Raw genomic sequence first — 22,342 nt, forward strand, 5'->3', positions numbered from 1 at the left:
ACGCGTCCGTCGCACCCATGGTGGAGATCGACGGGGTGCACAAGATGTTCGGCGACGTGCACGTCCTCAAGGGCGTGGACCTCGAGGTCCCCCGGGGCTCGGTGTGCGTCGTGCTCGGGCCCTCGGGCTCGGGCAAGTCGACGCTGCTGCGCTGCATCAACGAGCTCGAGGACCTCACGGCGGGTCGCATCTACGTCGACGGCGACCTGATCGGGTACCGGGAGGTCGAGAAGAACGGCAAGAAGCGGCTGCACCGCCTGCACCCCAAGGTCATCGCGGCCCAGCGCTCGCGCATCGGCATGGTGTTCCAGCGCTTCAACCTGTTCCCGCACATGACGGCCCTCCAGAACGTCATGGAGGCCCCCGTGCAGGTGCGCGGGCTCTCGCGCGCCCAGGCCAGGGCGCGCGCGGAGGAGCTGCTCGCCCGGGTCGGCCTGTCCGACCGCATGGACCACTATCCCTCCCAGCTCTCGGGCGGCCAGCAGCAGCGCGTCGCGATCGCCCGCGCGCTCGCGATGGACCCCGAGCTCATGCTGTTCGACGAGCCGACGTCCGCGCTCGACCCCGAGCTCGTCGGTGAGGTCCTCGCGGTCATGCGCGACCTCGCCGAGAGCGGCATGACGATGATCGTCGTGACGCACGAGATCGGTTTCGCGCGCGAGGTCGGCGACCACGTGGTGTTCATGGACGACGGGGTGATCGTCGAGCAGGGCGACCCCCGCGAGGTGCTCACGAACCCGCGCGAGGAGCGGACCCGGGAGTTCCTGGCGCACGTGCTGTAGCCGTCCGCGTCTGCCGAGAAGTGAGCAGTGGCCCCTGGATCTCTCGATCCAGGGGCCACTGCCTTCGCACGTCCTCCCTCGGCCCCTCGGGCCGGCCGACCGCGGCGTCCCACCGGTGAGACCCGGTCAGCGTTCGCAGGCGACGCCGTTGCCGTCCCAGTCGAGCGCCGGGTTGAAGCCGTCGTCGCCCTGCTTGAGCGGGGTCTTGCCCTCGCGCTTGGCGGCCTCGCACGTCAGGTAGATGCCGTTGACCTTGCCCGAGTCCCAGCCACCGTCGTTGCCGTTGTTGTTGTCCTGCACGGCGGCCTCACGCTCCGCGATCGCGACCTCGCGGTCGTCGAGCGCGACGTCGCGCGCGTCGAGCTCGGCCTCCTTGGTGGCCGCGGCGGTCTCACGGGCCGTGACGGCCTCGGTCGAGGCCGCGATCCCGGCGAGCTGGGTCTCGAGGTCGGTCCGCTCGGCGTCGAGCTTCTCGCGCTCGGCGGCCATCTGCTCGGTCGTGAGGGCCGCTGCCGCGGTGGCGTCGCCGGCCTCCGACTGGGCCTTGAGCGTCACGCCGAGGCCGATGAGCAGCCCCACGGCGAGGCAGCCCACGCCGATCCCGAGGGGCAGGAGCCAGCGCATGTAGGTGCGCTCCTCGCGCTCCTCGTCGTCGTCGCTCGAGAAGATCGCGAGCGGACCGCGGTCGGAAGCAGGAGGCTGCCCGGCGGAAGCGGCAGGCGTCGCGACGGGGACCGCAGGGCCGCCGGCCTGGGCGGTGCTCGTGGCGGCGCCCCCCGGAGCAGCGGCAGCGCCGACGACCGGCAGGATCATGGTCGAGGAGGGGGCCTCCGCGGGCGCGGGTGCGCTCACGTCACGGCGTGACCGCCTCGTCGGCCCGACCGCGGGGGTCCCGCCCCCCGGGGACGTCGCGGGAAGCGTTCCGGGGTGCATGCCGGCGGGGACGGCGTTCGTGGCCCCGGAGACCGCCGACGCTCCGGGGGCGCCCGCGGTCTGGAAGAGCACAGGGATCCCGCCGCCCGGCGTCTCGCGGGACCAGGCCTCGGCCCCCGAGGCGGGCGGGGCAGGGGGCGGAGGCGGCGTGGGCACGGCTGCGGCAGCGCCGGCCTCCACCCAGAAGACCCAGCCCTGGGGCGCGGCCGGCCAGGCCGGGTCGGGGTGCCAGTCGGACGAAGGGGCGAAACCGGGGGGTACCAACCAGCCGGGCGGCGGGTTGAAATGTACGGCCATGGGAGAGCTCCTTCGACAGTTCCAGCGCGCTCACTATGCTGCAGATCGGCCCGTTGACGCCAATTCCGTGCCCTGTCAGCGGCGCCGGGTACAAAGGAACCGGGTCGAGGAGCGTGCGGCGGCCCCCGATCCGCAGCGAGACGGGCGATCGGCAGCGTGCGTGAGCGATCCCGAGGAGTCGTCGTGTTCCTGATGGACCAGCAGGACCCGTCCGCCGAGGAGCTGCTCGTGTTCTCGGCGAGCGACCTCGTCGCGGCGAGCGAGTGCGAGTACCGCCTGCTGCGCACGCTCGACGAGAAGACGGGGCGTGCGGCCCGTGGCGCGGTCGAGGCGGACGACATGCTCGAACGCACCGCGACCCTGGGCGACGTGCACGAGCAGCAGGTCCTCGCCGGGCTCGTGGACCTCGTGGGTGCGGACGCGGTCCGGGAGATCCCCGTGCCGCGCACCATGCGCCGCGAGGACCTCGTGGCCGCGCACGCCGCGACGCTCGCGGCCCTGCGGGACGGGGTCGAGGTCGTCTACCAGGGCTCGTTCTTCGACGGCCGCTTCCACGGCCGCGCGGACTTCCTGATCCGCACGGACAGCCGGGCGGCTCACGTCTCCCTGCTCCCCGCCGGCCCGACGACGTCGGGCACCCTGAGAGGGCCCGGCGCCCCGGGCGCGGGCGGCCCCGAGTACGCGGTGTACGACGCGAAGCTCGCGCGGCGCGCCAAGGTCCCCGCGCTGCTCCAGCTCGCGGCCTACGCCGACCAGCTCCTGGCCGCAGGCGTCGAGACGTCGCCCGTGCTGCACCTGATCCTGGGGACGCGAGCCGTGACCGACCACCGGCTCGCGGACGTCCTGCCCGTGTTCCGCGAGCGTCGTGCCGAGCTGCTGCACCTGCTGGACACGCACCGCGCGGCCGGGGAGCCGGTCCGCTGGGACGCCCCCGGGCTGCGGCAGTGCGGCACCTGCGGGTACTGCTCCCAGCAGGTCGAGGAGCACGACGACCTGCTCCGCGTCGCGGGCTTGCGCAGCACCCAGCGCGTGCGGCTCCGAGCGGGCGGCATCACGACCATGACCCAGCTCGCGTCGGCCACGGCCCCGCCCCGCGGCCTCGCGGCACGCACGTTCGAGGCGCTGAGGGTCCAGGCCAGGCTCCAGGCCGGTCTGGTCGACGTGCCGCCCGACGGGGGAGCCGTGCCGGGCCTGGGGCCCGGCCCCAGCGGGTCGGTCACGTGGAGCACGCAGGTGGTGCCGGGGGAGGGGGACCCGGAACCTGCCCGGACGGAGCAGCACACGCTCTCCTACGTGGTCGTCGACCCCGCGCCGCTGCGCGACCTGCCCCCGCCGGACCCGGGCGACGTGTTCTTCGACTTCGAGGGGGACCCGCTGTGGTCCGTCACGGACTCGGCGACCGGCGACGTCACGTGGAACATCGACTACCTGTTCGGGCTCGTCGAGCGACCCGGCACGCCCGGGGAGAAGCCGCCCTTCCACGCGTTCTGGGCCCACGACCTCGAGCAGGAGAAGCAGGCGCTCGTCGACTTCGTCGACTACCTGGCCAAGCGACGCGCCCAGCACCCCGGGCTGCACGTCTACCACTACGCGTCCTACGAGAAGACCCACCTGCTGTCGATCGCGGCCCGCCACGGCGTCTACGAGCAGGAGGTCGACGACCTCCTGCGCCAGGGCGTGCTCGTCGACCTCTACTCGACCGTGCGCCACTCGCTCAAGGTCTCGGCGCCGTCGTACTCGATCAAGAAGCTCGAACCGCTCTACATGGGCGACCAGCTCCGCGGCGGCGACGTGACCGACGCCGCCGCGTCGGTCGTGGCGTACGCGACCTGGTGCGCCGCGCGCGACGCGGGCGACGAGGACGAGGCCGCCCGGCTGCTGCGCGGCATCGCGGACTACAACGAGTACGACTGCCTCTCGACCCTGCGGCTGCACGAGTTCCTGCTGGGCCTCGCCGGACGCTCGGCCCCCGCGACGAGCGACGTCCGCACGCCGTCCCCGGTCGGCGACGGGTGGGAGGACGACCTGCCGCCCGTCCTCGAGCTCAGCGACGCCGAGGTGGCCCGCCGGGCCAAGCGTGCGGAGGCCGAGCAGGTCGAGCTCGACGTGCGGGCGCTCGCGGGCGGCGTGGACGGTCGGTCGGGGGACGGGCGGACCGACGACGAGGAGGCCGTCGCGCTCCTGGGCGCCGGGGTCGGGTACTACTGGCGCGAGGCCAAGCCGTTCTGGCAGGAGTACTTCTCGCGGCTCAAGGACCCGGTCGACGAGTGGCAGACCCCCCGGTCGTACTTCCTCGTGGAGCGGGCCGAGGTGATCGAGGACTGGGCCCGGGCGACGCCGCGCAGCAACCCGTCGCGCCGCCTGCGGCTCTACGGTGAGCTGCCCGACGGCACCGAGCTCAAGGCGGGCTACGAGGGCGCGACCGCACTCTTCGAGGGACCGGCTCCCGACGGGATCGAGCCCGCGCGCGGCGCGGTGCGCTGGTCGACGGGGAGCGTGCGCGTGCACGGTGTCGAGCGCGGGAGGCTCGCGAGCGGCCGGGAGGTCGACGTCCTCGACGTGCGGATGCCCGTCCCCAAGGGAGCCGCCACGCACGACGCGCTGCCCATGGCGCTGACGGTCGGGCAGGTGCTGCCTACGCCCCAGCAGGAAGCCTCGATCCGGGCGCTCGCGACGCTCGTCCAGGCGCAGAACCCCGACGGGCCAAAGGCTCCCCTCGGGCTGCCGGACCACCCCGCGCTCGACCTGCTGCGCCGGCGTCCGCCGCGCACGGTGTCCGGCGGCCCGCTGCCCACCCTGGGTGACGGCCCCGAGCGGTACATCGACGCCGTCACGGACGCCGTCCGCGACCTCGACGGGTCCTACCTGGGCGTCCAGGGGCCTCCGGGCACCGGCAAGACGCACCTCGCCTCGAAGGTGATCGGTCGCCTCGCCGCCGAGGGCTGGCGAGTGGGTGTCGTGGCACAGTCGCACGACGTCGTCGAGAACGTCCTCGCGGGCGTCATCACGAAGGGCGGCGTCGCTGCGGACCGCGTGGGCAAGAAGGCCTCGGGTCCCAAGGGGCGGGACGTGTCGAGGGTCGGGCGAGACGCGGGGTCGGGCCTGCCCGACGACGTCGCGGCCGCCGAGCTCCCCGAGGGCTCGCGGCTGGTCCCCTGGCGGCTCGTGGACTCCGCCCAGACCTCTTCGTTCGTCGGCGAAGGGCCCTGCGTGATCGGCGGGACAGCCTGGGACTTCGCGCACGTCGAGCGTTTCGGTGACGGCGAGCTCGACCTGCTCGTGATCGACGAGGCCGGGCAGTTCTCGCTCGCGAACACCGTCGCGGTCTCGCGGGCCGCGCAGCGGCTCCTGCTCCTGGGAGACCCGCAGCAGCTCCCGCAGGTCTCGCAGGGGCAGCACCCCGAGCCGGTCGACCAGTCGGCCCTCGGCTGGCTGACCCGCGCGGGTGGCGGGCACGACGTGCTGCCCCCGGAGTTCGGCTACTTCCTCGCACGGTCGTGGCGCATGCACCCTGCGCTGTGCGACGCGGTGTCCGAGCTCGCGTACGAGGGCCTGCTGCACGCCGAGGCGGCCGCGAGCGAACGGCTGCTCGTGGGGGTCGAGCCCGGTGTGCACGTGGTCGAGGTCGAGCACGCCGGGAACGCGGTGTCCTCGGTCGAGGAGGCCCAGGAGATCGTGCGGCAGGTCCGGGCCCTGATCGGGACCGCCTGGTACCCGGGCGGGCGGGGTGGGGCCGCGCCCGCCGGTGGCGTCCCTGGCGAAGGAGCGTCCGGCGCCGGTGCCCCAGGTGGGGGCCCTGCCGGCTCGCGCCCCCTCGACCAGCACGACTTCGTGGTCGTGGCCCCCTACAACGCACAGGTCTGGACCGTGCGGCACGCGCTCCAGGCCGCGGGGCTGGGGGACGTGCGTGTGGGGACGGTCGACAAGTTCCAGGGCAAGGAGGCGCCCGTCGCGATCGTCTCGATGACCGCCTCGGCGCGCGAGGACGTGCCGCGCGGCATGGAGTTCCTGCTCTCGCGGAACCGGGTCAACGTCGCGGTCTCGCGGGGCCAGTGGTGCGCCGTCGTGGTCCGCTCGCCCCGGCTCACGGACTACCTGCCGCAGCATCCTGAGGAGCTCGCCGAGCTGGGTGCGTTCATCGGGCTGTGCCAGTCGGGGCGCCCGGCCTGAACCCGGCGCGCAGTCGAGTGCATGATCCGGCAGCGACACCCCTGGCGAGTCGCTGCCGAATCACGCACCCAAGGTCTGGACAGGGCCTCAGAAGTCCCCGAACCCGCCGAAGTCCCCACCACCGAAGTCGCCGAACCCACCGAAGTCTCCGCCGAGGTCCCCTCCGGCCTCGGTGAGCTCGCCACCCGTGTCGCCCGCTCCCGGGTCGGCCTCGGTCGCGCCGGGATCGCCCTCGCCTCCCGCCCCACCGTCGCCCGCGAGGTTCGCGGTCGGGTCGCCGAACATCGGGCCGAACATCATGTTGGCGACCGCCGAGCCGATCACGACGCCCGCGATGGTGCCGAGCATGCTCGAGCCGATCATCGACCCCATGCCGGGCCCGCCTTGCCTGCCACCGAACGACCGTTCGAGCGTGCCGGGGTTGCGCATCTCGGCGCGGGTCGCCATGCGGGCGAGCGACTGCGGGTCGTCGGAGGTCGCCCGCTCGGAGGGCGGCAGGTTCTCGCCGAGGTCGGTGAGCACGCGTCGCCGCTGCTCGGGCGTGAGCCGCTCGAACGCCTCGGTGTGCGCCTGCTCGACGGCCTCGGGAGGAGCCGTGCGCAGCAGGTAGCGGTAGCGGTCGATCGCGACGTCGTCCTCGCTGCGCCCCGGACCCGTCGGAGCGGGGGGCGGGGTGCCGTACACGGGGGACTCGTGGCCGTCGTAGGTCGCGTGGCGGCGCGGCGTCCCCTGGTCCTGCGGGGTGCGGCCGAGGAGCCGGTCGAGGAATCCCATGAGCGTGTCCTTCTGGTCGAACCGTCGAGGGCGGGTGCCCTCACCGGTTCAACGTGGTTCGCCGCCCCTCCGTTCCGTCGAGTGCACGATGGGGCAGCGAGTCGCTCCGCGGGTAGCGGTCGGACCGGGCAGTCAGCGGGGGGCGGGCTCCGGCACACAGCCGACCCCGCCCAGGAGCCGGACGTTGAGCGACCGTCCGGCGAGCTCGAGCGCGTGGTACTGCTCGTGCACGCGCACGGTCAGCCCGTCGGCCAGGTCGAGGCCCGTGTGGTGCCACACGCGGCACGCTCCCTCACCCGTCGCGTACTCGACGACGACCTCGACGCCACCGTCGACGGGGCGCACCGCGCGGACCGTGCCGTCGCGCCAGCCCCAGGGCCGGTTGCCCAGCATGCGTGCGTGGACGGGGTGCAGGAGGTGCCCGGTGTCGTACCGGTCGCACACGGTCGGTGCGGGACAGGGGGCGGTCGTCGCCCGGCGTTCCATGACGTGCTGAGCCATGGTGCTCCTTCTCTCCGTGCCCGACGGCGGAGCTCACCCCGCGCGTCGACGCTCACCCGGGCGGGCCCAGGGTGAGGGGCACGAGGAGGAGCGCCGTGTCGCCGGGCTTCTCGCTCTTCCCCCACGGTCGTGGGGGCGGGTCTTCCTCCGGGAGCACCGTGCGCGTCGCGCGGTTGCCGGACCAGCACGCCGGAGGGCGGTTCGCTGGTCCTCTGGACCGTTCTCAGTTCTACCACGGCGGCAGAGACCAGGCACGGAGGTGCCTGGTCCTGGACGCACGAGTGCCCCCGACCGGCGAACCGGTCGGGGGCACTCGTTCAATGATCAGCTACGCCCGGAGGCGAGTGAGATCAGAGCGGGCGGATGTTCTCCGCCTGCGGGCCCTTGGGGCCCTGCGTCACGTCGAACTCGACGCGCTGGTTCTCCTCGAGCGAGCGGAAGCCCTGCGTCTGGATGGCGGAGTAGTGCGCGAACACGTCGGCGCTGCCGTCCTCAGGTGCGATGAAGCCGTAGCCCTTCTCGCCGTTGAACCACTTCACGGTTCCCAATGCCATGGGGATCTCCTTCTAGAGTTTCAAACAGCTCCATGATCTGGAGCCGAACATCACGGTGTTCGTCGTCAACTCTTGGGTAACAAGGTTCGCGGTGGCATGGGGCCGTTGCGCAAGGACAAGCGAGGCACTGCAATCTCACCGGTAACGGTACAGGGGTTACTCCGACTGTGCTACCCCTGTTGCTAACGATTGAAGTACTTGTGTCCACCAACCAGGTCATGACCGAGCAAATCGGGCACGGTCACGAGCGTGTAACCAGCGGCCCGCAGACTGTCCACGATGCCCGGCACGGCCGACACGGTCGAGGCGTGGATGTCGTGCATCAGCAGGATCGCCCCAGGTCGGGCACCTGCGAGAGCCCGCTCGGAGGTCATGGCCGAGTCCTTGTTCTTCCAGTCCTCGGTGTCGACGTCCCACAGGATCGCCGGCTCGTTGCGCTGGGAGAGGACACTCGTCACAGTATCGCTCGTCGCGCCGTAGGGAGGGCGCACGAGGGTCGGTCGGACGCCCGACGCGGCCTCGACCGCGTCCGCGGTCGACTGCAGCTCCTGCGAGATCTGGTCGGTACCGAGCTTCGACAGGTCGGGGTGCGACCACGTGTGGTTCCCGACGGCGTGGCCCTCGGCGACCTCGCGGCGTACCCGGTCCGGGTTCGCCTGGACCGACCGACCGACGAGGAAGAACGTGGCCCTGGCCTGCTTCTCGGCCAGGGTGTCGAGGAGCTGCGACGTGTACCTGCCGGGGCCGTCGTCGAACGTCAGGGCGATGCACCGCAGCACCGAGCAGTCCGGTGCGTCGGGCGACGCGGGGGGTTGAGCGGCCACTGGCGGCTCCTCGGCAGGGGGTGGGGCGATCCCGATGAACGCTGCACCGCTCGCCGCGACCTCGGCAAGCTGCTTGCCGACGGCCGACAGGACGCTCCGCGTCGCGTCCGGCTCGAGGCGCACGGCCAGCTCCCCGTCGGCCCGGGCCGAGACCAGGCCGGGCGAGAAGACCAGGGTCGCTGCGCCGTCGGGCCCGAGACGGACGTCCCGGAACGTGTCCTCCGACGACGGCACGGGCTCGCCGAACCCCAGCCCCTCGGCCGCGAGCGCCGCTCCCGCCCACTCCGCGGCCTGCTTGCGGCCGTCCGCGGTGAGCAGGTCCGACGACCACGTCGTGGTCGCGCGCGGGAGGTCGGTGTAGAACGTCTGGCTGCCCACCTCCCCGTTCGCCCCGCCCGTGAAGGCGTAGGTCGAGGCGTGCACGCCCAGCACGTCGCCCTGCGCGAGCACCAGGTCCCACCCGACGTTGAGCTCGTTGCCCACCGCGCCGGGGTCGATCGCCGACTCGTAGGCCTGCGTCGTCCCGTCGACGAAGCGGCCGAACGCCCGCGCGAGCGAGCGCTCGCCCGGGATCGCGACGGTCGAGACCGAGCGGGCGTCGCCCGTGTCCGCGGTCGACTCCTGGTGGATCTCGAGGTTCTCGACCGAGGTCGGGTCGAGGACCGCCGGCGGGTCCACGCGCTCGGCGGGGACCGGGGTCGCGGTCGGTGACGGGGTCGGCGAGGGCTGTGCCGACGGCTGTGCGGACGCGCGCGTCAGGTAGAACGTGACGCCCGCGGCGGCGACCAGCAGGGAGACGACGACGGCGACGACCCAGACGGCCCGGCTCCGCGGGTGCGCGGGGGAGGGACCGCCCGACGGCAGGCCGCGGGACGGGGAGGCGTGCGGGGACATCAGGCCACCGTGCCACGCCCGAACGGTGCGCGTCGCGCCCGGACGGGCCGATGAGGCGAGCGCCACAGCGTCCGCCTCGACCCCTCGCACGGCCGCCCCAGGTGCTCCACGACCTTCACGCGCCGGGCACCCGGGCCGCGGGGCGTCCGAGACCCGGGGTGCGGCTCCGACCGCTGCGCGCGACGGGTGGTGCCCACCGGCGGGCGCGGGGTAGAACTGGACGATGGTCTCTCCTTCCCAGGTCCCCGGCGTCGTGCTGAACAACGGGGTCACCGTCCCGCAGGTCGGTCTCGGTGTCTTCAAGGTGCCCGACGACGCGACCCAGCAGAACGTCGAGCAGGCGCTCGAGGCGGGCTACCGGCACATCGACACCGCGGCGGGCTACTACAACGAGGCCGGGGTCGGTGCGGCGCTGCGCGCGAGCGGGCTGCACCGCGACGAGATCTTCGTGACGACCAAGCTGCGCAACGGTGACCAGGGGTTCGAGTCGGCGCTGCAGGCGTTCGAGGACTCGCGCGAGGCCCTCGACGTCGAGGTCGTCGACCTGTACCTCATCCACTGGCCCGTCCCCAGCAGGGACCTCTACGTCGAGACCTGGCGGGCGTTCGAGAAGCTCTACGCCGACGGCGCGGCGCGCGCGATCGGCGTGTCCAACTTCCTGCCCGACCACCTCGCGCGGCTCCTCGCCGAGACCGACGTGGTGCCCGCCGTCAACCAGGTCGAGGTCCACCCCACCTACCAGCAGCGGGCCACGCAGGCCGCGACGCTCGCCGCGGGCATCGCGGTGGAGGCCTACTCGCCGCTCGGGCGAGGCGCGGACCTGGACCACCCCGCCGTGGCGGCGGTCGCGGCCGCGCACGGCGTCACTCCTGCGCAGGCGATCCTGCGCTGGCACGTCCAGGGCGGACGGATCGTCATCCCCAAGTCCGTGAACCCCGAGCGGATCGCCGCGAACATCGACGTGTTCGGGTTCGAGCTCTCGGCCGACGAGGTAGCGGCGATCGACGCGCTCGACTCGGACGCCCGCCTGGGCTCCGACCCCGCGACGGCCGCGTTCTCGCAGTACCCGGCCTGAGCGCAGGTCGCAGACCTCTCACCTGCGCCTCTGCCGAATCGAGACGTCCCCGTGACGGTGCCGTAACGCGGGACGGAGTCTCGCGTAACTGTTCCCGCATACGTTCCAGACACTCAGGTCGTCAGGACCCGAGCCCGGAACGTCGGGCGCGTTGTCCGGTTCGCCGTGTGTGACTCTCTGGTTGCAATTGTGCAACTGGGGTTTCGCGCTCGTCCGACCTGTGCCATCGTCAGCACGATATTCAGTGCTGAATATTCAGGTGATCCACCGCGGGTGCGAGGACTCTGAGCACCCGGGTGCGATCTGGCGCACGGAGGTTCGGAATGCAACGCACAGCACGTCGAACGACGGGTGGGCTGGCCCTCGCGCTGGCTGCCACCCTCGCCATCACCGCATGCGGTACTCAGTCTCAGGGGGACAACACAGGATCGACAGAGTCGTCGAGCGAGACCGGCACGGCCGACCTCGCGATCGTGCCATCCGTCCAGATCGACATCGACGGCAACGAGGTCCCGGTCGAGACCTCTGGCGATCCCGCCGACCCGGCCGGTGACGGTACGGCCGAGTGCGCCGAGGGAACCTCGATCGCCATGGCCGGCGCCCTGACCGGCCCCAACGCCGCGCTCGGGCAGAACATCCTCTACGGCGCCAAGGTCGCCGTGGACGCGTTCAACGCCGCGAACGCCGGCTGCCAGGTCACCATCAAGGAGTTCGACACCGAGGGCGACCCGCAGAAGGCCACCCAGGTGGCTCCGCAGATCGTGGGCGACGCGAGCGTCATCGCCCTCCTCGGCCCGGCGTTCTCGGGCGAGACCTCCGCGACGGGCGACGTCTTCAGCCAGGCGGGCCTGCCGTCGCTGTCGGCGTCGGCGACGAACCCCGACATCACCAAGAACGGCTGGAAGACGTTCTTCCGCGGCCTGGCGAACGACGCGGTCCAGGGACCCGCGGTCGCCAAGTACATGGTGGACACGCTCGGTTACGAGAAGGTCTGCGTGGTCCAGGACAACTCGGACTACGGCGTGGGCCTCGCCAAGGAGATCACCGCGGGGCTGGGTGACGCGGCGGACGACTCGTGCTCGGCCGAGGTCAAGGTCGGCGACAAGGACTTCGCCGCGGCGACCCAGCTCATCTCGAGCTCGGACGCCGACGCGGTGTTCTACGCGGGCTACTACGCCGAGGCGGCGCCGTTCGCGCAGCAGCTGCGTGACGCGGGCGTCGAGATCCCGTTCGTGTCCGCGGACGGCACCAACGACCCGCAGTTCGTGACCCAGGCGGGGGCAGCGTCCAAGGGCGCGATCCTGTCGTGCCCCTGCGGCCCGGCGCCCGACGAGTTCGCCTCGGCCTACGAGGCTCTCAACGGCCAGGCTCCCGGCGTCTACTCGGTCGAGGGCTACGACCTGGCGACGATCATGCTCACCGGGATCGCGTCCGGCGTGACGGACCGTGCCGGGATGCTCGACTTCGTGACGAACTACGACGGTGAGGGCCTGGCCCGCACCTACAAGTGGGACGACACGGGCGAGCTCTCGTCGGCCCTGATCTGGATCTACGAGGTCAAGTAGCCGGTCGGCGCCTGCCGGTCCGGAGCGCCGCCCCCGCCTGGTCGAGCACGACCAGGTCGGGGGCGGTGTGCCCTGACGGCAGCCGCCGAGCGGACCGCGGTGCGCCCGCCTCCCCGCGGGGCGGGCGCACCGCGGTCGGCCGACCGCCCTCCCACCGGCTCGAAGGAGCAGCATGTCGATGCTCGTCCACGACGTCCTCGCCGCAGACCCACTCATCGGATTCGACCTCGCGGCACTGGGCCGCAACTTCTGGGCCCTCACCGTCGACGGCCTGACCTACGGCGCGGTCTACGCGCTCGTCGCGGTGGGCTACACGCTCGTCTACGGCGTGCTGCGTCTCATCAACTTCGCCCACTCCGAGATCTTCATGCTCGGCATGTTCGGGCAGTACGCCACGCTCCTCGCGCTCGGGTTCTACCCGAGCGGTGACGCGTTCGACAAGGGCGTCCTGCTGACCGTCCTCTACCTGGGGATCGCGATGATCGGCGGCATGGTGGTCGCGGGAGGGGCCGCCGTCGGGCTCGAACGCGTGGCCTACAGACCGCTGCGCAAACGCGGGGCACCGTCGCTGGTGTTCCTCATCACCGCGATCGGCGCCTCGTTCGTGATCCAGGAGTTCGTGCACTTCGTGCTCCCGGCCCTGACGGGTGGCGAGCTGGGCGGCGTGAACGCCGAGCAGCCCATCCGGCTGGTCGAGCCCGAGGTCCAGTTCCAGATCTTCGGTGCGAACGTCACCAACGTCACGCTCATCATCATCTTCTCGGCGCTGATCCTGGCGCTCGCGACCGACATGTTCATCAACCGGACCAAGTTCGGCCGCGGCATCCGCGCGGTCGCGCAGGACCCGGTGACGGCGACGCTCATGGGCGTCTCGCGCGAGCGCATCATCATGCTGACGTTCCTCATCGGCGGCATCCTGGCCGGGGCCGCGGCCCTGCTCTATACGCTGCGCGTCCCCAACGGGATCATCTACTCGGGTGGCTTCATCCTGGGCATCAAGGCGTTCTCCGCGGCGGTCCTCGGCGGGATCGGCAACCTGCGCGGCGCGCTGCTCGGCGGTCTGCTGCTGGGCGTCATGGAGAACTACGGCCAGGTCGTGTTCGGGACCGAGTGGCGTGACGTCGTCGCGTTCGTCCTGCTGATCGTGGTCCTGATGTTCCGTCCGACCGGCATCCTCGGCGAGTCCTTGGGGAGGGCGCGAGCATGAGCACCAGCACTCCTGCAGAGAACGACGGTGCACCGGTCTCCGGACCGGCAGCACCGGCACGACCCCGCCCCGAGCTCCCGCCCGCGGGGCAGACGCCCGTCGGGCAGCGCCCCCACGGAGGAGCGGGCGACCGGCTGCGCCTGTGGTGGGACGCGCTCGCGCGCCCGGCGCAGTGGGCGTTCGGGGCCCCGTTCGTCCTGTTCATCGCGCTCCTGCCGATCCTCAACATCCCGGTCCTGACCACGGTCGGCACCAACTTCGGGGCCGTCATGGCCCAGTTCGGGATGTACGCGCTCATCGCGATCGGGCTCAACGTCGTGGTCGGCCAGGCGGGCCTGCTCGACCTCGGCTACGTCGGCTTCTACGCGATCGGGGCCTACACGCTCGCGATCCTCACGAGCCCCGACAGCCCGTGGAACGTGACCCAGCCCGAGGGCTGGCTGTCCGACGACTGGGCGTGGCTCGCGGTCCTGCCCGTGGCGGTCGCGATCACGGCCATGTCGGGCCTGGTCCTGGGGTCGCCCACGCTGCGCCTGCGCGGCGACTACCTCGCGATCGTGACGCTCGGCTTCGGTGAGATCGTGCGTCTGCTCGCGGACAACCTCGACGAGATCACGGGCGGTGGTCAGGGCCTCAAGTCGGTCGCCTACCCGCGGCTCGGCGTGACCGAGGAGCTGCCCAACGGCGTGTTCTCGGCGGGCAACGTGGGGAGCACGCTCAACTCGGGCGTGTGGTGGTTCTGGCTGTCGCTCGTCTTCATCATCATCTCGCTGCTGCTCGTGGGGAACCTCGAGCGCTCGCGCGTGGGCCGTGCCTGGGTCGCGATCCGCGAGGACGAGGACGCGGCCGAGATCATGGGCGTCCCCACGTTCAAGTTCAAGCTGTGGGCGTTCGTGATCGGGGCGTCGATCGGTGGCGTCTCGGGCGCGATCTACGCGGGGCAGGTCCAGTTCGTCATCCCGACGAACTTCAACATCATCAACTCGGTGCTGTTCCTGTGCGCCGTGGTGCTCGGTGGCCAGGGCAACAAGCTGGGCGTGATCCTCGGGGCGTTCATCATCGTGTACCTCCCGAACTTCTTCCTGGGGCGCACGTCGCTGTTCGGGATCCCGATCGACGGCAACGCGATCGCGAACTACAAGTACCTGTTCTTCGGGGTCGCGCTCATGGTGCTCATGATCTTCAGGCCGCAGGGGCTCATACCCGTCCGGCAGAAGCTGCTCACGTACGGGCGAGAGCTGTACGTCGCGGCGCGCCGCACGCTCGCCAAGATGCCCGACGGCGGCCCGCAGGCCGCGTACGCGACGTCCGCTCCGGCGTCGGGCACGATGGGCACGGTGGGTACGCCCGGCAGCAGCAGCGGGCCCACCCCCACGGGGCACGGGCCCGACGGGCCCGGCGAGAACGGTGCCACCGGGAACGACACGACCGACGGGGGGAACCGATGAGCAACGAACCCGGAGGCATGGGGGCCGGCGGCGACGTCGGCGACGCGCACCTGTCGCTGTCCGCCGACGCGGGCGAGCCCATGGCCGAGAAGTACCTGCCCGGCGCGGGGCTCGACGAGCCCGTGCTGGTCGACGTGACCGAGGTGCGCCCCGAGCTCGCCGACGCCGCGCTTGTCGACGAGATCGTCGCGGCCGACCGCGAGGTCCTGGCCGAGGTGGGCGAGCCGCTGCTCAAGATGGAGGACGTGTCGGTCGTGTTCGGCGGCCTCACGGCCCTGGACAGCGTCACGTTCGACATCCGGCGCGGGGAGATCCTGGGGCTAATCGGGCCCAACGGCGCCGGGAAGACCACGGCGTTCAACGCCATGACGGGCGTCTACCGGCCCACCAGGGGCCAGGTCCGGTTCGACGGGCAGGTCCTGGGCAAGGCCAAGCGCAACCAGATCACGCGCCTGGGCATCGCCCGGACCTTCCAGAACATCCGGCTCTTCAACGAGATGACGGCCCTGGAGAACGTGGTCGTGGGGACCGACGCCCGGCACCGGACCTCGGTGCCGGGGGCGCTGCTGCGCACCCGGCGGCACCGGCAGGAGGAGCGCGACGCGATCGACCGGTCGATGGCGATCCTCGAGTTCGTCGGGGTCGGGGCGCGCGCCACGGAGAAGGCGCGCAACCTGTCCTACGGCGAGCAGCGACGCCTGGAGATCGCCCGCGCGCTGGCGACCGAACCCAAGCTGCTGTGCCTCGACGAGCCCGCGGCAGGCTTCAACCCGGCGGAGAAGGAGGCCCTCATGGACCTCATCCGTCACATCCGCGACGACGGGTACACGGTCCTGCTCATCGAGCACGACATGCGGCTCGTGCGGGGCGTGACCGACCGGATCGTGGTGCTCGAGTTCGGCAAGGTCATCGCCGACGGTTCGCCCGAGGACGTCACGTCCGACCCCAAGGTCATCGCCGCCTACCTGGGCGTCCCTGACGAGGAGCTGGCTGAGGGAGACGCAGATGCCCCTGCTTGAGATCACGGACATGACGGTCGCCTACGGGCGGATCGAGGCCGTGCGCGGCGTGTCGATCACGGTCGAGGAGGGCGAGCTCGTGACCCTCATCGGGGCCAACGGCGCCGGGAAGACCACGACCATGCGCGCGGTCTCGGGGATCCGGCCGCTGTCGCGCGGGAAGATCGTGTTCGACGGCAAGGACATCACCCGGATGAAACCGCACCTGCGGGTGCTCGAGGGGATCGTGCAGGCCCCCGAGGGGCGCGGGATCTTCCCCGGCATGACGGTCCTGGAGAACCTCGAGATGGGGGCCTACGGGCGCACGTTCGAGAACAAGGCCGTGCACGACGAGACGCTCGCGCGGGTCTTCGAGCTGTTCCCGCGCCTCGAGGACCGCACGTCGCAGGTGGGCGGAACCATGTCGGGGGGCGAGCAGCAGATGCTCGCGATCGGGCGCGCGCTCATGGCCCGGCCGCGGCTCATGCTGCTCGACGAGCCGTCGATGGGGTTGGCGCCCATGGTCATCCAGCAGATCTTCCGGATCGTCTCGGAGATCAACGCGCAGGGCACCACGGTGCTGCTCGTCGAGCAGAACGCGCGGCAGGCGCTCTCGCGCTCGCACCGTGCGTACGTGCTCGAGACGGGTGAGGTCGTGCGTTCCGGGGGCGGGCGTGAGCTCCTCGCGGACCCGAGCATCAAGGAGGCGTACCTCGGCGTCGCGTGAGCACGGGGCTCGGCCCTGTGCACACTGTCCCCAGGTCTGTGGATAACTTTGTGGACAGCCGTGGGGACAACGTGTGGAACACGCTGTGGACGGCCTGTGGACGACGGATCACGGACGGCAGACGGCGGGTGGTCGGTGCGGTGAGCGTCGGCCGCCCGCCGGCGGCCGCGGAGGGGGCCGGCCGCGCCTACGCCTACGCCCCGAGCCTCTCCTTGGCGGCGAGGACCCGCAGCACCGCGGCGTCGACCTTGGCGGCGAAGCCCGGGTCGCTCTGCGCGCGCTGGACGAGCGCGGTCGCCATCTCGGGGATCACGCCCGGGTCGGCCGACGCGAGGACCATGTCGCCGCCTGCGGCGACGGTCAGGACGGCCCGGTCGCCCGGCGACCAGGCCTGGACCTGCTCGGCCTTGGACACGTCGTCGGTGATGACGACGCCCTGGAACCCCAGGTCGCCCCGCAGCAGCCCGTCGACGACGACGGGCGAGAACGCTGCGGGCGCGCTCGGGTCGATCTGGTCGTAGGTCGCGGTCGACATCATGACGAACGCGGCCCCGGCGTCGATCCCCGACCGGAAGGCCTGGACCGACGGGTCGTCGCGCGTGGTCACCGTGTCGGTCACGCCCGCGTCGTCGTCGGTGTTGCCGGCCACGCGTCCGAGGCCGGGGAAGTGCTTGATCGCGACGTCGACGCCGTTCGCCTCCATGCCCGCGCTGAACGCGTTCGCGTGCGAGGACACGGTGTCCACCCCGAACCCGTAGTTCCTGCCGAAGTACCCGATCGGGGCGTTGGACCGCGCGGTCTCGGGGCTCGTGACGACGTCCATGACGGGCGCGAGGTTGAGGTCGACCCCTGCGGCGGCGAGCTCCGCGCCCCACGTGGTCGCCTGCGCCTGCAGGTCGGCGGGCGCGAGCGTGGACTGGTCCATGGCGCTCGGGATGTCGGAGAAGCCGGGGCCGCGCAGGACCTGGACCTTGCCGCCCTCCTGGTCGGTCGAGACGAACAGGGGCGTCCCGTGCGTGGTCTCGTCCGAGACGAGGGCCGTGAACGAGTCGACGAGGTTCTTGACCGGCCCGGTCCCGGCCTGCGTGCGGCCCGCGAGGAACAGGTTGCCCACGTGGTGCGTGCTGATCGCGTCGTAGCTCGCCTGGTCGACCTTCCCGACGTTGACCCCGACCATCAGGAGCTGGCCGACCTTCTGCTCGAGGCTCCACCCGGCGAGCGGGTCGGCGGACGCGTCGGGGGGCTCGGTGGTCTCGCTGGGGGCGGGCGTCGCGGTCGCGGTCGGCGTGGGATGGGCATCGCTGCCCGACGGCGGAGCGCTCGTCGGGGCGTTCGTCGCGCCGCCGGAGGAACAGGCGGCGAGCAGGAGGGCGGTGACGAGAAGGGCGGCGCTCGTGGCGCCTCGACGGGACGACCTCATGCTTCGACCATAGGCCGGTTCCCGGGGCGCCCCTCGGCGACGGGCGCCGCCGGAGGTGTTCCTCTCGTCACGTCCGACTGGACGGACGGGGCCGGGCTGCGGGGTGTCGCGCTCCCCGGGCGCCGACCAGACGGTTGTCGTCGGCCGAGCATGCGGTTGCCGTCCGGTTCTCCCGGGTTCAGGACGACAACCGCATGCTCGGCGACCCGTCAGGACGCGAGGTGCCGGCCCACGGGGTCCGGGGCTGCGATCGGCCGGCCCACGGTCAGGGCGTCGCGCAGGGCGGGGTCGAGGTCCTGGAACACGGCGTCGGCCTGCGTCCCGGTCGAGTCGAGCACCGAGCTGAAGAAGCAGCGTGCCGACGCGGCCAGGATCACGTCGAGGATCTCCCCGTCGTCGAGGCCCAGGTCCCGCAGCTCGGTGAGGTCGGACTCGGTCATGTCGGCGGCGCCTGCCGCGACCTTGTCCGCGAGGTCCATGACCGCGCGGTCGATGGGTGAGAGCTGGACGGTGTCGTGCCCCTCGGCAGCCTCGCGGACCGCCTCGGCGCCGACGTGGTGCTCGGCGAGGATCGATCCGTGGGCGAGCGCGCAGTACGTCGACCGGAGCCGCAGGGCCGCGGCGAGCGTCGCGAGCTCGTAGCGCCGGGGGGACATGGACGCCTTGATCGCGCCGTTGAGCCCGATCCACGCGTCGAGGACCGTGGGCCGGTTGGCCAGCAGCCTCGTCAGGTTGGCGACGTAGCCGCGCGTCGCCCGGTCCTTCTCGAACGCGGCCGCGACGGCGCCGCCGGGCTCGTCCTCGGCGGCTTCTCGGATCCAGCTCATGGCGGACCTCCCTCCCGGGCGGCCGCGTGCTCACGGTCGGAGCACGGTCCCGGGCTGCCCCTCCAGGCTCGCACGGTGCGGTCGGAGCGGGAAGAGGGGGCGCCGCGCCCTGGCGGGTCGCGGCCCACCGATCCCGTGGCGAGCGGCGCCCCACCTCGGACGGTCCGGTCAGCCGGTGACGTGCGCCGCGGGCTCGTAGGCCGCGAGGAACGCCTCGAGCTGCGACGTGATCCCCGTCAGGGAGTAGCCCGTGCGCAGCTCGACCTGCGCGAGCTGACCCGAGGGGTCCTCGGGCAGCACGACGAGCGCCTCCTGCGAGGGGCTGCCCCACGGGAGCCAGTTCTCGACGGGCACAGGACGGTCCACGCGTCGTCGCTACCGGTGGTAGTACGCGGTGAGGTGCCCGCCGATCCGGTGCACCGAGCAGGGGGTGTCGAAGATCCGGGTCAGGACGTCGTCCTGCATGATCTCCTCGACCGTCCCGGCCGCGGCGATCTGCCCGTCGCGCAGCGCCACGATGCGGTCCGAGTACGCGGCCGCGAAGTTGATGTCATGGATGATGAGCACGATCGTCTTGCCGAGCTCGTCCGCGGCCCGGCGGAGCTGGCGCATCATGAGCACCGAGTGCTTCATGTCGAGGTTGTTGAGCGGCTCGTCGAGCAGGACGTAGTCCGTGTCCTGCGCGAGGACCATCGCGACGTACGCGCGCTGCTTCTGCCCGCCCGACAGCTCGTCGAGGAACCGGCCCTGGAGGTCCTCCAGGTTGAGGAACGCGATGGCCTCGTCGATCCTGACGTGGTCCTCGGGGCCCAACCGCCCCTTCGAGTACGGGAAGCGCCCGAACCCGACCAGGTCGCGGACCGTGAGGCGCGCCGTGAAGTGGTTCTCCTGGCGCAGGATCGACATCTTCTTCGCGAGGACGTCCGACTTCGTGGCGTGCACGTCGAGCCCGCCGACGGAGATCTCTCCCGACGACGGCTGGAGCAGCCGCCCGATGATCGTCAGGAGCGTCGACTTGCCCGCCCCGTTCGGGCCCACGAGGGACGTGATGCCGCCCTCGGCGATCGTGCCGGAGACAGGACCCAGGACGCGCTGGTCGAGGTAGTCCTTGGTGACGTTGGCGAACTCGATCACAGAGCGCCCCTTCGCAGGAGGAGGAACAGGAAGACGATGCCGCCGACGAACTCGATGATGACGGTCAGCAGGCCCGCGGCGTAGAAGACGTGCTGCAGGACGAACTGGCCGACCACGAGCGTCGCGAGCCCCAGCAGGAACGCCATGGGCAGCACGAACTGGTGCTTGTGGCTGCCCGTGACCCGGTAGGCGAGCGTCGCCACGACGAAGCCGAAGAAGGTCATGGGTCCCACGAGCGCCGTGGACATCGAGATGAGCAGCGCCACGAGCATGAGCATGATCGTCAGCTCGCGCTTGTGGTCGATCCCCAGGTTCGTCGCGGTGTCGCGGCCCAACGTGAGCGCGTCGAGGCGGTACCGCCGACGCCACACCACGACCCCGACGGCCACGCACACGAGCGCGGCGAACGGCAGGTAGTCCGCGTCGACGTTGCTCATCCGGCCGAAGAGGCGCGTCGAGAGCAGGTCGTAGTCGGTCGGGGACAGGAGGCGCTGGAGGAACGTCGAGACGCTGCTGAACGCCATGCCGAAGACCACGCCCACGAGCAGCAGCACATACAGGTTGCCGAAGCGCCCCGAGAACAACCACCGGTAGAGCAGCGTCGCGAACGCGACCATGAGCAGCGTCTGGGCGACGACCTTGGGCAGGCCCTCGGTCCGGGCCAGGACCTCGCCGCCGAACACGACGACCATGAGGGTCTGCATGAGCGTGTAGAGCGAGTCGAAGCCCATGATCGACGGCGTCAGGATGCGGTTGTTCGTGACCGTGTGGAACAGGACCGTCGCGACGCCCTGCGTGAACGCGGCGATCACCATCGCGCCGAGCATCGTGGCCCGGCGCTCGATCACGAACTCGAACCCGCCACGGATGAACAGCAGCAGGAAGCACGCGCTCGCGACCACGACGACGGCCGAGACCAGGGCGAGGCGCGCACCCGGGGTGAGCGTCCGTCGTCGGGCACGGGACACACGTCCCGACGGCGCCGCCCCGCCCGGCGCGCCCGGCCCGGCGCTCGCGGTGGTCGTCGTGGTGGGCGCGGGGGCGGCCGGCGGAGGGCTAGTACGTGACATGACGACGCTGCCTGAGGACGAGGACGATGAAGCCCACGGCGCCCACGGTGCCGAGTACCACCGAGACCGGGAGCTCCAGAGGGGCGATGACGACGCGACCGATCAGGTCGCAGACCAGGATGAGGGCGACCGACACGAGCGCGACCCACGGGAGGTTCCTGCGCACGTCGTCGCCACGGACCATCGAGACCATGTTCGGGACGATCAGGCCCAGGAACGGCAGGAAGCCGACGACGACGCTCGTGACGCCCGTCGCGACCGCGACCACGAGCGTCCCGAGGAGGACGACGCGCTCGTAGCGCAGGCCCACGTTGGTCGCGAGGTCGCGCCCCAGGCCCGCGACCGTGAGCCGGTCGGCCAGGAAGAACGTCGCGACCGTCGTGCCCGCCACGATCCACAACGGCTCGTACGCGCCGCGCACGATGCTGCTGAACCCGCCCGAGCGCCACGTGTCCATGGCCTGGAGCAGGTCGAACGTCGCCGCCAGGTAGACCGTCACGGCGCTCACGACCGCGCCCAGCATGATGCCGATCAGCGGGACCACGATCGACGACTGGAGCGAGACCCGCCGCACGATCGCCATGAACGCGAGCGTGCCCACGAACGCGAAGAGCGTCGCGACGCCCATGCGCAGCATCATCGAGGCGCCCGGCACGGCGACGAGCATCACGAGGATGCCGAGTCCGGCCCACTGGCTCGTGCCGATCGTCGTGGGCTCGACGAACCTGTTCTGCGTGAGGACCTGCATGATGACGCCCGAGACGCTCATCGCGACGCCCGCGAAGACGAGCGCGAGCGTCCGGGGGACGCGCGAGATGAGGAACATGTTCCAGGCGTCGGCCGTGAACAGGTTGGCGAACGTGATGTCGTACCCGCCGACCATGAGCGAGGCGACGAGCAGGACGGCCACGACGAGGACGAGCGCAGGCAGGGCCAGGCGGCGGGGCACGCTCCCGCGGACGTCGGGGCGTGACCCGACGGCGGAGCGCGGCGCCTCGTGCGTCGCGCCTTCCGGCCTGCCGAGAGGGCGTGCCGGGGTGGCCGACGGTCGGTCGGACTCGGCGGGGGTGCTGGGGGAGAGGTTCATGGGACGTGCCGCCCGGGGCGACCGCGACAGGTCGTGGTCGCCCCGGGCGGGGAGT

General features: G+C 71.8%; 19 protein-coding genes and 1 riboswitch. Of the genes, 8 read left to right on the top strand and 11 right to left on the bottom strand.

Going from position 1 to position 22,342, the window contains the following annotated elements; all coding sequences use genetic code 11:
• The first annotated feature begins 17 nt into the window (after nt 1-17).
• Nucleotides 18-782 carry an amino acid ABC transporter ATP-binding protein gene (locus ACFWGN_RS03560; RefSeq protein WP_191803857.1) on the top strand — a complete coding sequence of 255 codons (765 nt, stop codon included), beginning with the start codon at nt 18-20 and terminating at the stop codon, nt 780-782.
• Nucleotides 783-908: 126 nt separating this feature from the next.
• Here ACFWGN_RS03560 and ACFWGN_RS03565 read toward each other — a convergent pair whose 3' ends face one another.
• Nucleotides 909-2,012 (bottom strand): excalibur calcium-binding domain-containing protein, encoded by a 1,104-nt coding sequence (locus ACFWGN_RS03565; protein ID WP_377615696.1) that lies wholly within the window; start codon nt 2,010-2,012, stop codon nt 909-911.
• 192 nt (nt 2,013-2,204) lie between these two features.
• Between ACFWGN_RS03565 and ACFWGN_RS03570 the strand changes: the two genes are divergently transcribed.
• Nucleotides 2,205-6,182 carry a TM0106 family RecB-like putative nuclease gene (locus ACFWGN_RS03570; protein WP_377615794.1) on the top strand — a complete coding sequence of 1,326 codons (3,978 nt, stop codon included), beginning with the start codon at nt 2,205-2,207 and terminating at the stop codon, nt 6,180-6,182.
• A gap of 87 nt (nt 6,183-6,269) precedes the next feature.
• Here ACFWGN_RS03570 and ACFWGN_RS03575 read toward each other — a convergent pair whose 3' ends face one another.
• The 4 genes from ACFWGN_RS03575 to ACFWGN_RS03590 form a co-directional block, all read right to left on the bottom strand.
• The gene (locus tag ACFWGN_RS03575; protein WP_377615697.1) at nt 6,270-6,956 is read right to left on the bottom strand and encodes a hypothetical protein; all 687 of its coding nucleotides are present in this window, start codon (nt 6,954-6,956) and stop codon (nt 6,270-6,272) included.
• Nucleotides 6,957-7,088: 132 nt separating this feature from the next.
• A complete protein-coding gene (locus ACFWGN_RS03580) occupies nt 7,089-7,457 on the bottom strand; it encodes a hypothetical protein (protein ID WP_377615698.1) in 369 nt (122 codons plus the stop codon).
• Nucleotides 7,458-7,564: 107 nt separating this feature from the next.
• A riboswitch (SAM riboswitch) is annotated at nt 7,565-7,676 on the bottom strand.
• Between the two features lie 131 nt (nt 7,677-7,807).
• Complete coding sequence (locus ACFWGN_RS03585; RefSeq protein WP_030152390.1) at nt 7,808-8,011, bottom strand: cold-shock protein; 204 nt, start codon at nt 8,009-8,011, stop codon at nt 7,808-7,810.
• A 182-nt stretch (nt 8,012-8,193) separates the two neighbouring features.
• Nucleotides 8,194-9,729 carry a polysaccharide deacetylase family protein gene (locus ACFWGN_RS03590; protein ID WP_377615699.1) on the bottom strand — a complete coding sequence of 512 codons (1,536 nt, stop codon included), beginning with the start codon at nt 9,727-9,729 and terminating at the stop codon, nt 8,194-8,196.
• 223 nt (nt 9,730-9,952) lie between these two features.
• Between ACFWGN_RS03590 and ACFWGN_RS03595 the strand changes: the two genes are divergently transcribed.
• The 6 genes from ACFWGN_RS03595 (at nt 9,953) to ACFWGN_RS03620 (ending at nt 16,749) form a co-directional block, all read left to right on the top strand.
• Nucleotides 9,953-10,804 carry an aldo/keto reductase gene (locus tag ACFWGN_RS03595; protein ID WP_377615700.1) on the top strand — a complete coding sequence of 284 codons (852 nt, stop codon included), beginning with the start codon at nt 9,953-9,955 and terminating at the stop codon, nt 10,802-10,804.
• Between the two features lie 473 nt (nt 10,805-11,277).
• Nucleotides 11,278-12,369 carry a branched-chain amino acid ABC transporter substrate-binding protein gene (locus ACFWGN_RS03600; protein WP_377615701.1) on the top strand — a complete coding sequence of 364 codons (1,092 nt, stop codon included), beginning with the start codon at nt 11,278-11,280 and terminating at the stop codon, nt 12,367-12,369.
• Between the two features lie 172 nt (nt 12,370-12,541).
• Nucleotides 12,542-13,576 (top strand): branched-chain amino acid ABC transporter permease, encoded by a 1,035-nt coding sequence (locus tag ACFWGN_RS03605; protein WP_377615702.1) that lies wholly within the window; start codon nt 12,542-12,544, stop codon nt 13,574-13,576.
• Entirely contained in the window at nt 13,573-15,024 is a 1,452-nt protein-coding gene (locus ACFWGN_RS03610; RefSeq protein ID WP_377615703.1) for a branched-chain amino acid ABC transporter permease, read from the top strand. The genes ACFWGN_RS03605 and ACFWGN_RS03610 overlap by 4 nt, the downstream gene beginning before the upstream one ends.
• Nucleotides 15,021-16,043, top strand: a complete 1,023-nt coding sequence (locus ACFWGN_RS03615) for an ABC transporter ATP-binding protein (RefSeq protein WP_225220318.1) — start codon at nt 15,021-15,023, stop codon at nt 16,041-16,043. Before ACFWGN_RS03610 ends, ACFWGN_RS03615 begins: the two co-directional genes overlap by 4 nt.
• Nucleotides 16,030-16,749, top strand: a complete 720-nt coding sequence (locus ACFWGN_RS03620) for an ABC transporter ATP-binding protein (RefSeq protein WP_056653240.1) — start codon at nt 16,030-16,032, stop codon at nt 16,747-16,749. The genes ACFWGN_RS03615 and ACFWGN_RS03620 overlap by 14 nt, the downstream gene beginning before the upstream one ends.
• Before the next feature lie 193 nt (nt 16,750-16,942).
• Here ACFWGN_RS03620 and ACFWGN_RS03625 read toward each other — a convergent pair whose 3' ends face one another.
• The 6 genes from ACFWGN_RS03625 to ACFWGN_RS03650 all read right to left on the bottom strand — a co-directional run bounded on the left by ACFWGN_RS03625 (nt 16,943) and on the right by ACFWGN_RS03650 (nt 22,287).
• The gene (locus ACFWGN_RS03625) at nt 16,943-18,169 is read right to left on the bottom strand and encodes a glycoside hydrolase family 3 N-terminal domain-containing protein (protein ID WP_377615704.1); all 1,227 of its coding nucleotides are present in this window, start codon (nt 18,167-18,169) and stop codon (nt 16,943-16,945) included.
• A gap of 209 nt (nt 18,170-18,378) precedes the next feature.
• Nucleotides 18,379-18,996, bottom strand: coding sequence for a carboxymuconolactone decarboxylase family protein (locus ACFWGN_RS03630; protein WP_377615705.1), 618 nt, complete (start codon nt 18,994-18,996; stop codon nt 18,379-18,381).
• Between the two features lie 168 nt (nt 18,997-19,164).
• Nucleotides 19,165-19,362 (bottom strand): hypothetical protein, encoded by a 198-nt coding sequence (locus ACFWGN_RS03635; protein WP_377615706.1) that lies wholly within the window; start codon nt 19,360-19,362, stop codon nt 19,165-19,167.
• Nucleotides 19,363-19,371: 9 nt separating this feature from the next.
• On the bottom strand, nt 19,372-20,130 hold the full coding sequence (locus ACFWGN_RS03640; protein ID WP_377615707.1) for an ABC transporter ATP-binding protein: 759 nt from the start codon (nt 20,128-20,130) through the stop codon (nt 19,372-19,374).
• On the bottom strand, nt 20,127-21,200 hold the full coding sequence (locus ACFWGN_RS03645) for an iron chelate uptake ABC transporter family permease subunit (protein ID WP_377615708.1): 1,074 nt from the start codon (nt 21,198-21,200) through the stop codon (nt 20,127-20,129). Before ACFWGN_RS03645 ends, ACFWGN_RS03640 begins: the two co-directional genes overlap by 4 nt.
• Nucleotides 21,187-22,287 carry an ABC transporter permease gene (locus ACFWGN_RS03650; protein ID WP_377615709.1) on the bottom strand — a complete coding sequence of 367 codons (1,101 nt, stop codon included), beginning with the start codon at nt 22,285-22,287 and terminating at the stop codon, nt 21,187-21,189. The genes ACFWGN_RS03645 and ACFWGN_RS03650 overlap by 14 nt, the downstream gene beginning before the upstream one ends.
• Nucleotides 22,288-22,342: the final 55 nt, after the last annotated feature.

It is taken from the genome of Oerskovia sp. NPDC060338, assembly GCF_042726295.1.
Classification (GTDB): domain Bacteria; phylum Actinomycetota; class Actinomycetes; order Actinomycetales; family Cellulomonadaceae; genus Oerskovia; species Oerskovia merdavium.

Excerpts from the sequence above, each read along its gene's own strand:
- ACFWGN_RS03580 (WP_377615698.1), bottom strand. The coding sequence starts at position 7,457 with ATGGCTCAGCACGTCATGGAACGCCGGGCGACGACCGCCCCCTGTCCC.
- ACFWGN_RS03595 (WP_377615700.1), top strand. The coding sequence starts at position 9,953 with ATGGTCTCTCCTTCCCAGGTCCCCGGCGTCGTGCTGAACAACGGGGTC.
- ACFWGN_RS03630 (WP_377615705.1), bottom strand. The coding sequence starts at position 18,996 with ATGAGCTGGATCCGAGAAGCCGCCGAGGACGAGCCCGGCGGCGCCGTC.
- ACFWGN_RS03645 (WP_377615708.1), bottom strand. The coding sequence starts at position 21,200 with ATGTCACGTACTAGCCCTCCGCCGGCCGCCCCCGCGCCCACCACGACG.
- ACFWGN_RS03650 (WP_377615709.1), bottom strand. The coding sequence starts at position 22,287 with ATGAACCTCTCCCCCAGCACCCCCGCCGAGTCCGACCGACCGTCGGCC.
- ACFWGN_RS03620 (WP_056653240.1), top strand. The coding sequence starts at position 16,030 with ATGCCCCTGCTTGAGATCACGGACATGACGGTCGCCTACGGGCGGATC.
- ACFWGN_RS03615 (WP_225220318.1), top strand. The coding sequence starts at position 15,021 with ATGAGCAACGAACCCGGAGGCATGGGGGCCGGCGGCGACGTCGGCGAC.
- ACFWGN_RS03610 (WP_377615703.1), top strand. The coding sequence starts at position 13,573 with ATGAGCACCAGCACTCCTGCAGAGAACGACGGTGCACCGGTCTCCGGA.
- ACFWGN_RS03575 (WP_377615697.1), bottom strand. The coding sequence starts at position 6,956 with ATGGGATTCCTCGACCGGCTCCTCGGCCGCACCCCGCAGGACCAGGGG.
- ACFWGN_RS03590 (WP_377615699.1), bottom strand. The coding sequence starts at position 9,729 with ATGTCCCCGCACGCCTCCCCGTCCCGCGGCCTGCCGTCGGGCGGTCCC.
- ACFWGN_RS03560 (WP_191803857.1), top strand. The coding sequence starts at position 18 with ATGGTGGAGATCGACGGGGTGCACAAGATGTTCGGCGACGTGCACGTC.
- ACFWGN_RS03605 (WP_377615702.1), top strand. The coding sequence starts at position 12,542 with ATGTCGATGCTCGTCCACGACGTCCTCGCCGCAGACCCACTCATCGGA.
- ACFWGN_RS03585 (WP_030152390.1), bottom strand. The coding sequence starts at position 8,011 with ATGGCATTGGGAACCGTGAAGTGGTTCAACGGCGAGAAGGGCTACGGC.
- ACFWGN_RS03625 (WP_377615704.1), bottom strand. The coding sequence starts at position 18,169 with ATGAGGTCGTCCCGTCGAGGCGCCACGAGCGCCGCCCTTCTCGTCACC.
- ACFWGN_RS03565 (WP_377615696.1), bottom strand. The coding sequence starts at position 2,012 with ATGGCCGTACATTTCAACCCGCCGCCCGGCTGGTTGGTACCCCCCGGT.
- ACFWGN_RS03570 (WP_377615794.1), top strand. The coding sequence starts at position 2,205 with ATGGACCAGCAGGACCCGTCCGCCGAGGAGCTGCTCGTGTTCTCGGCG.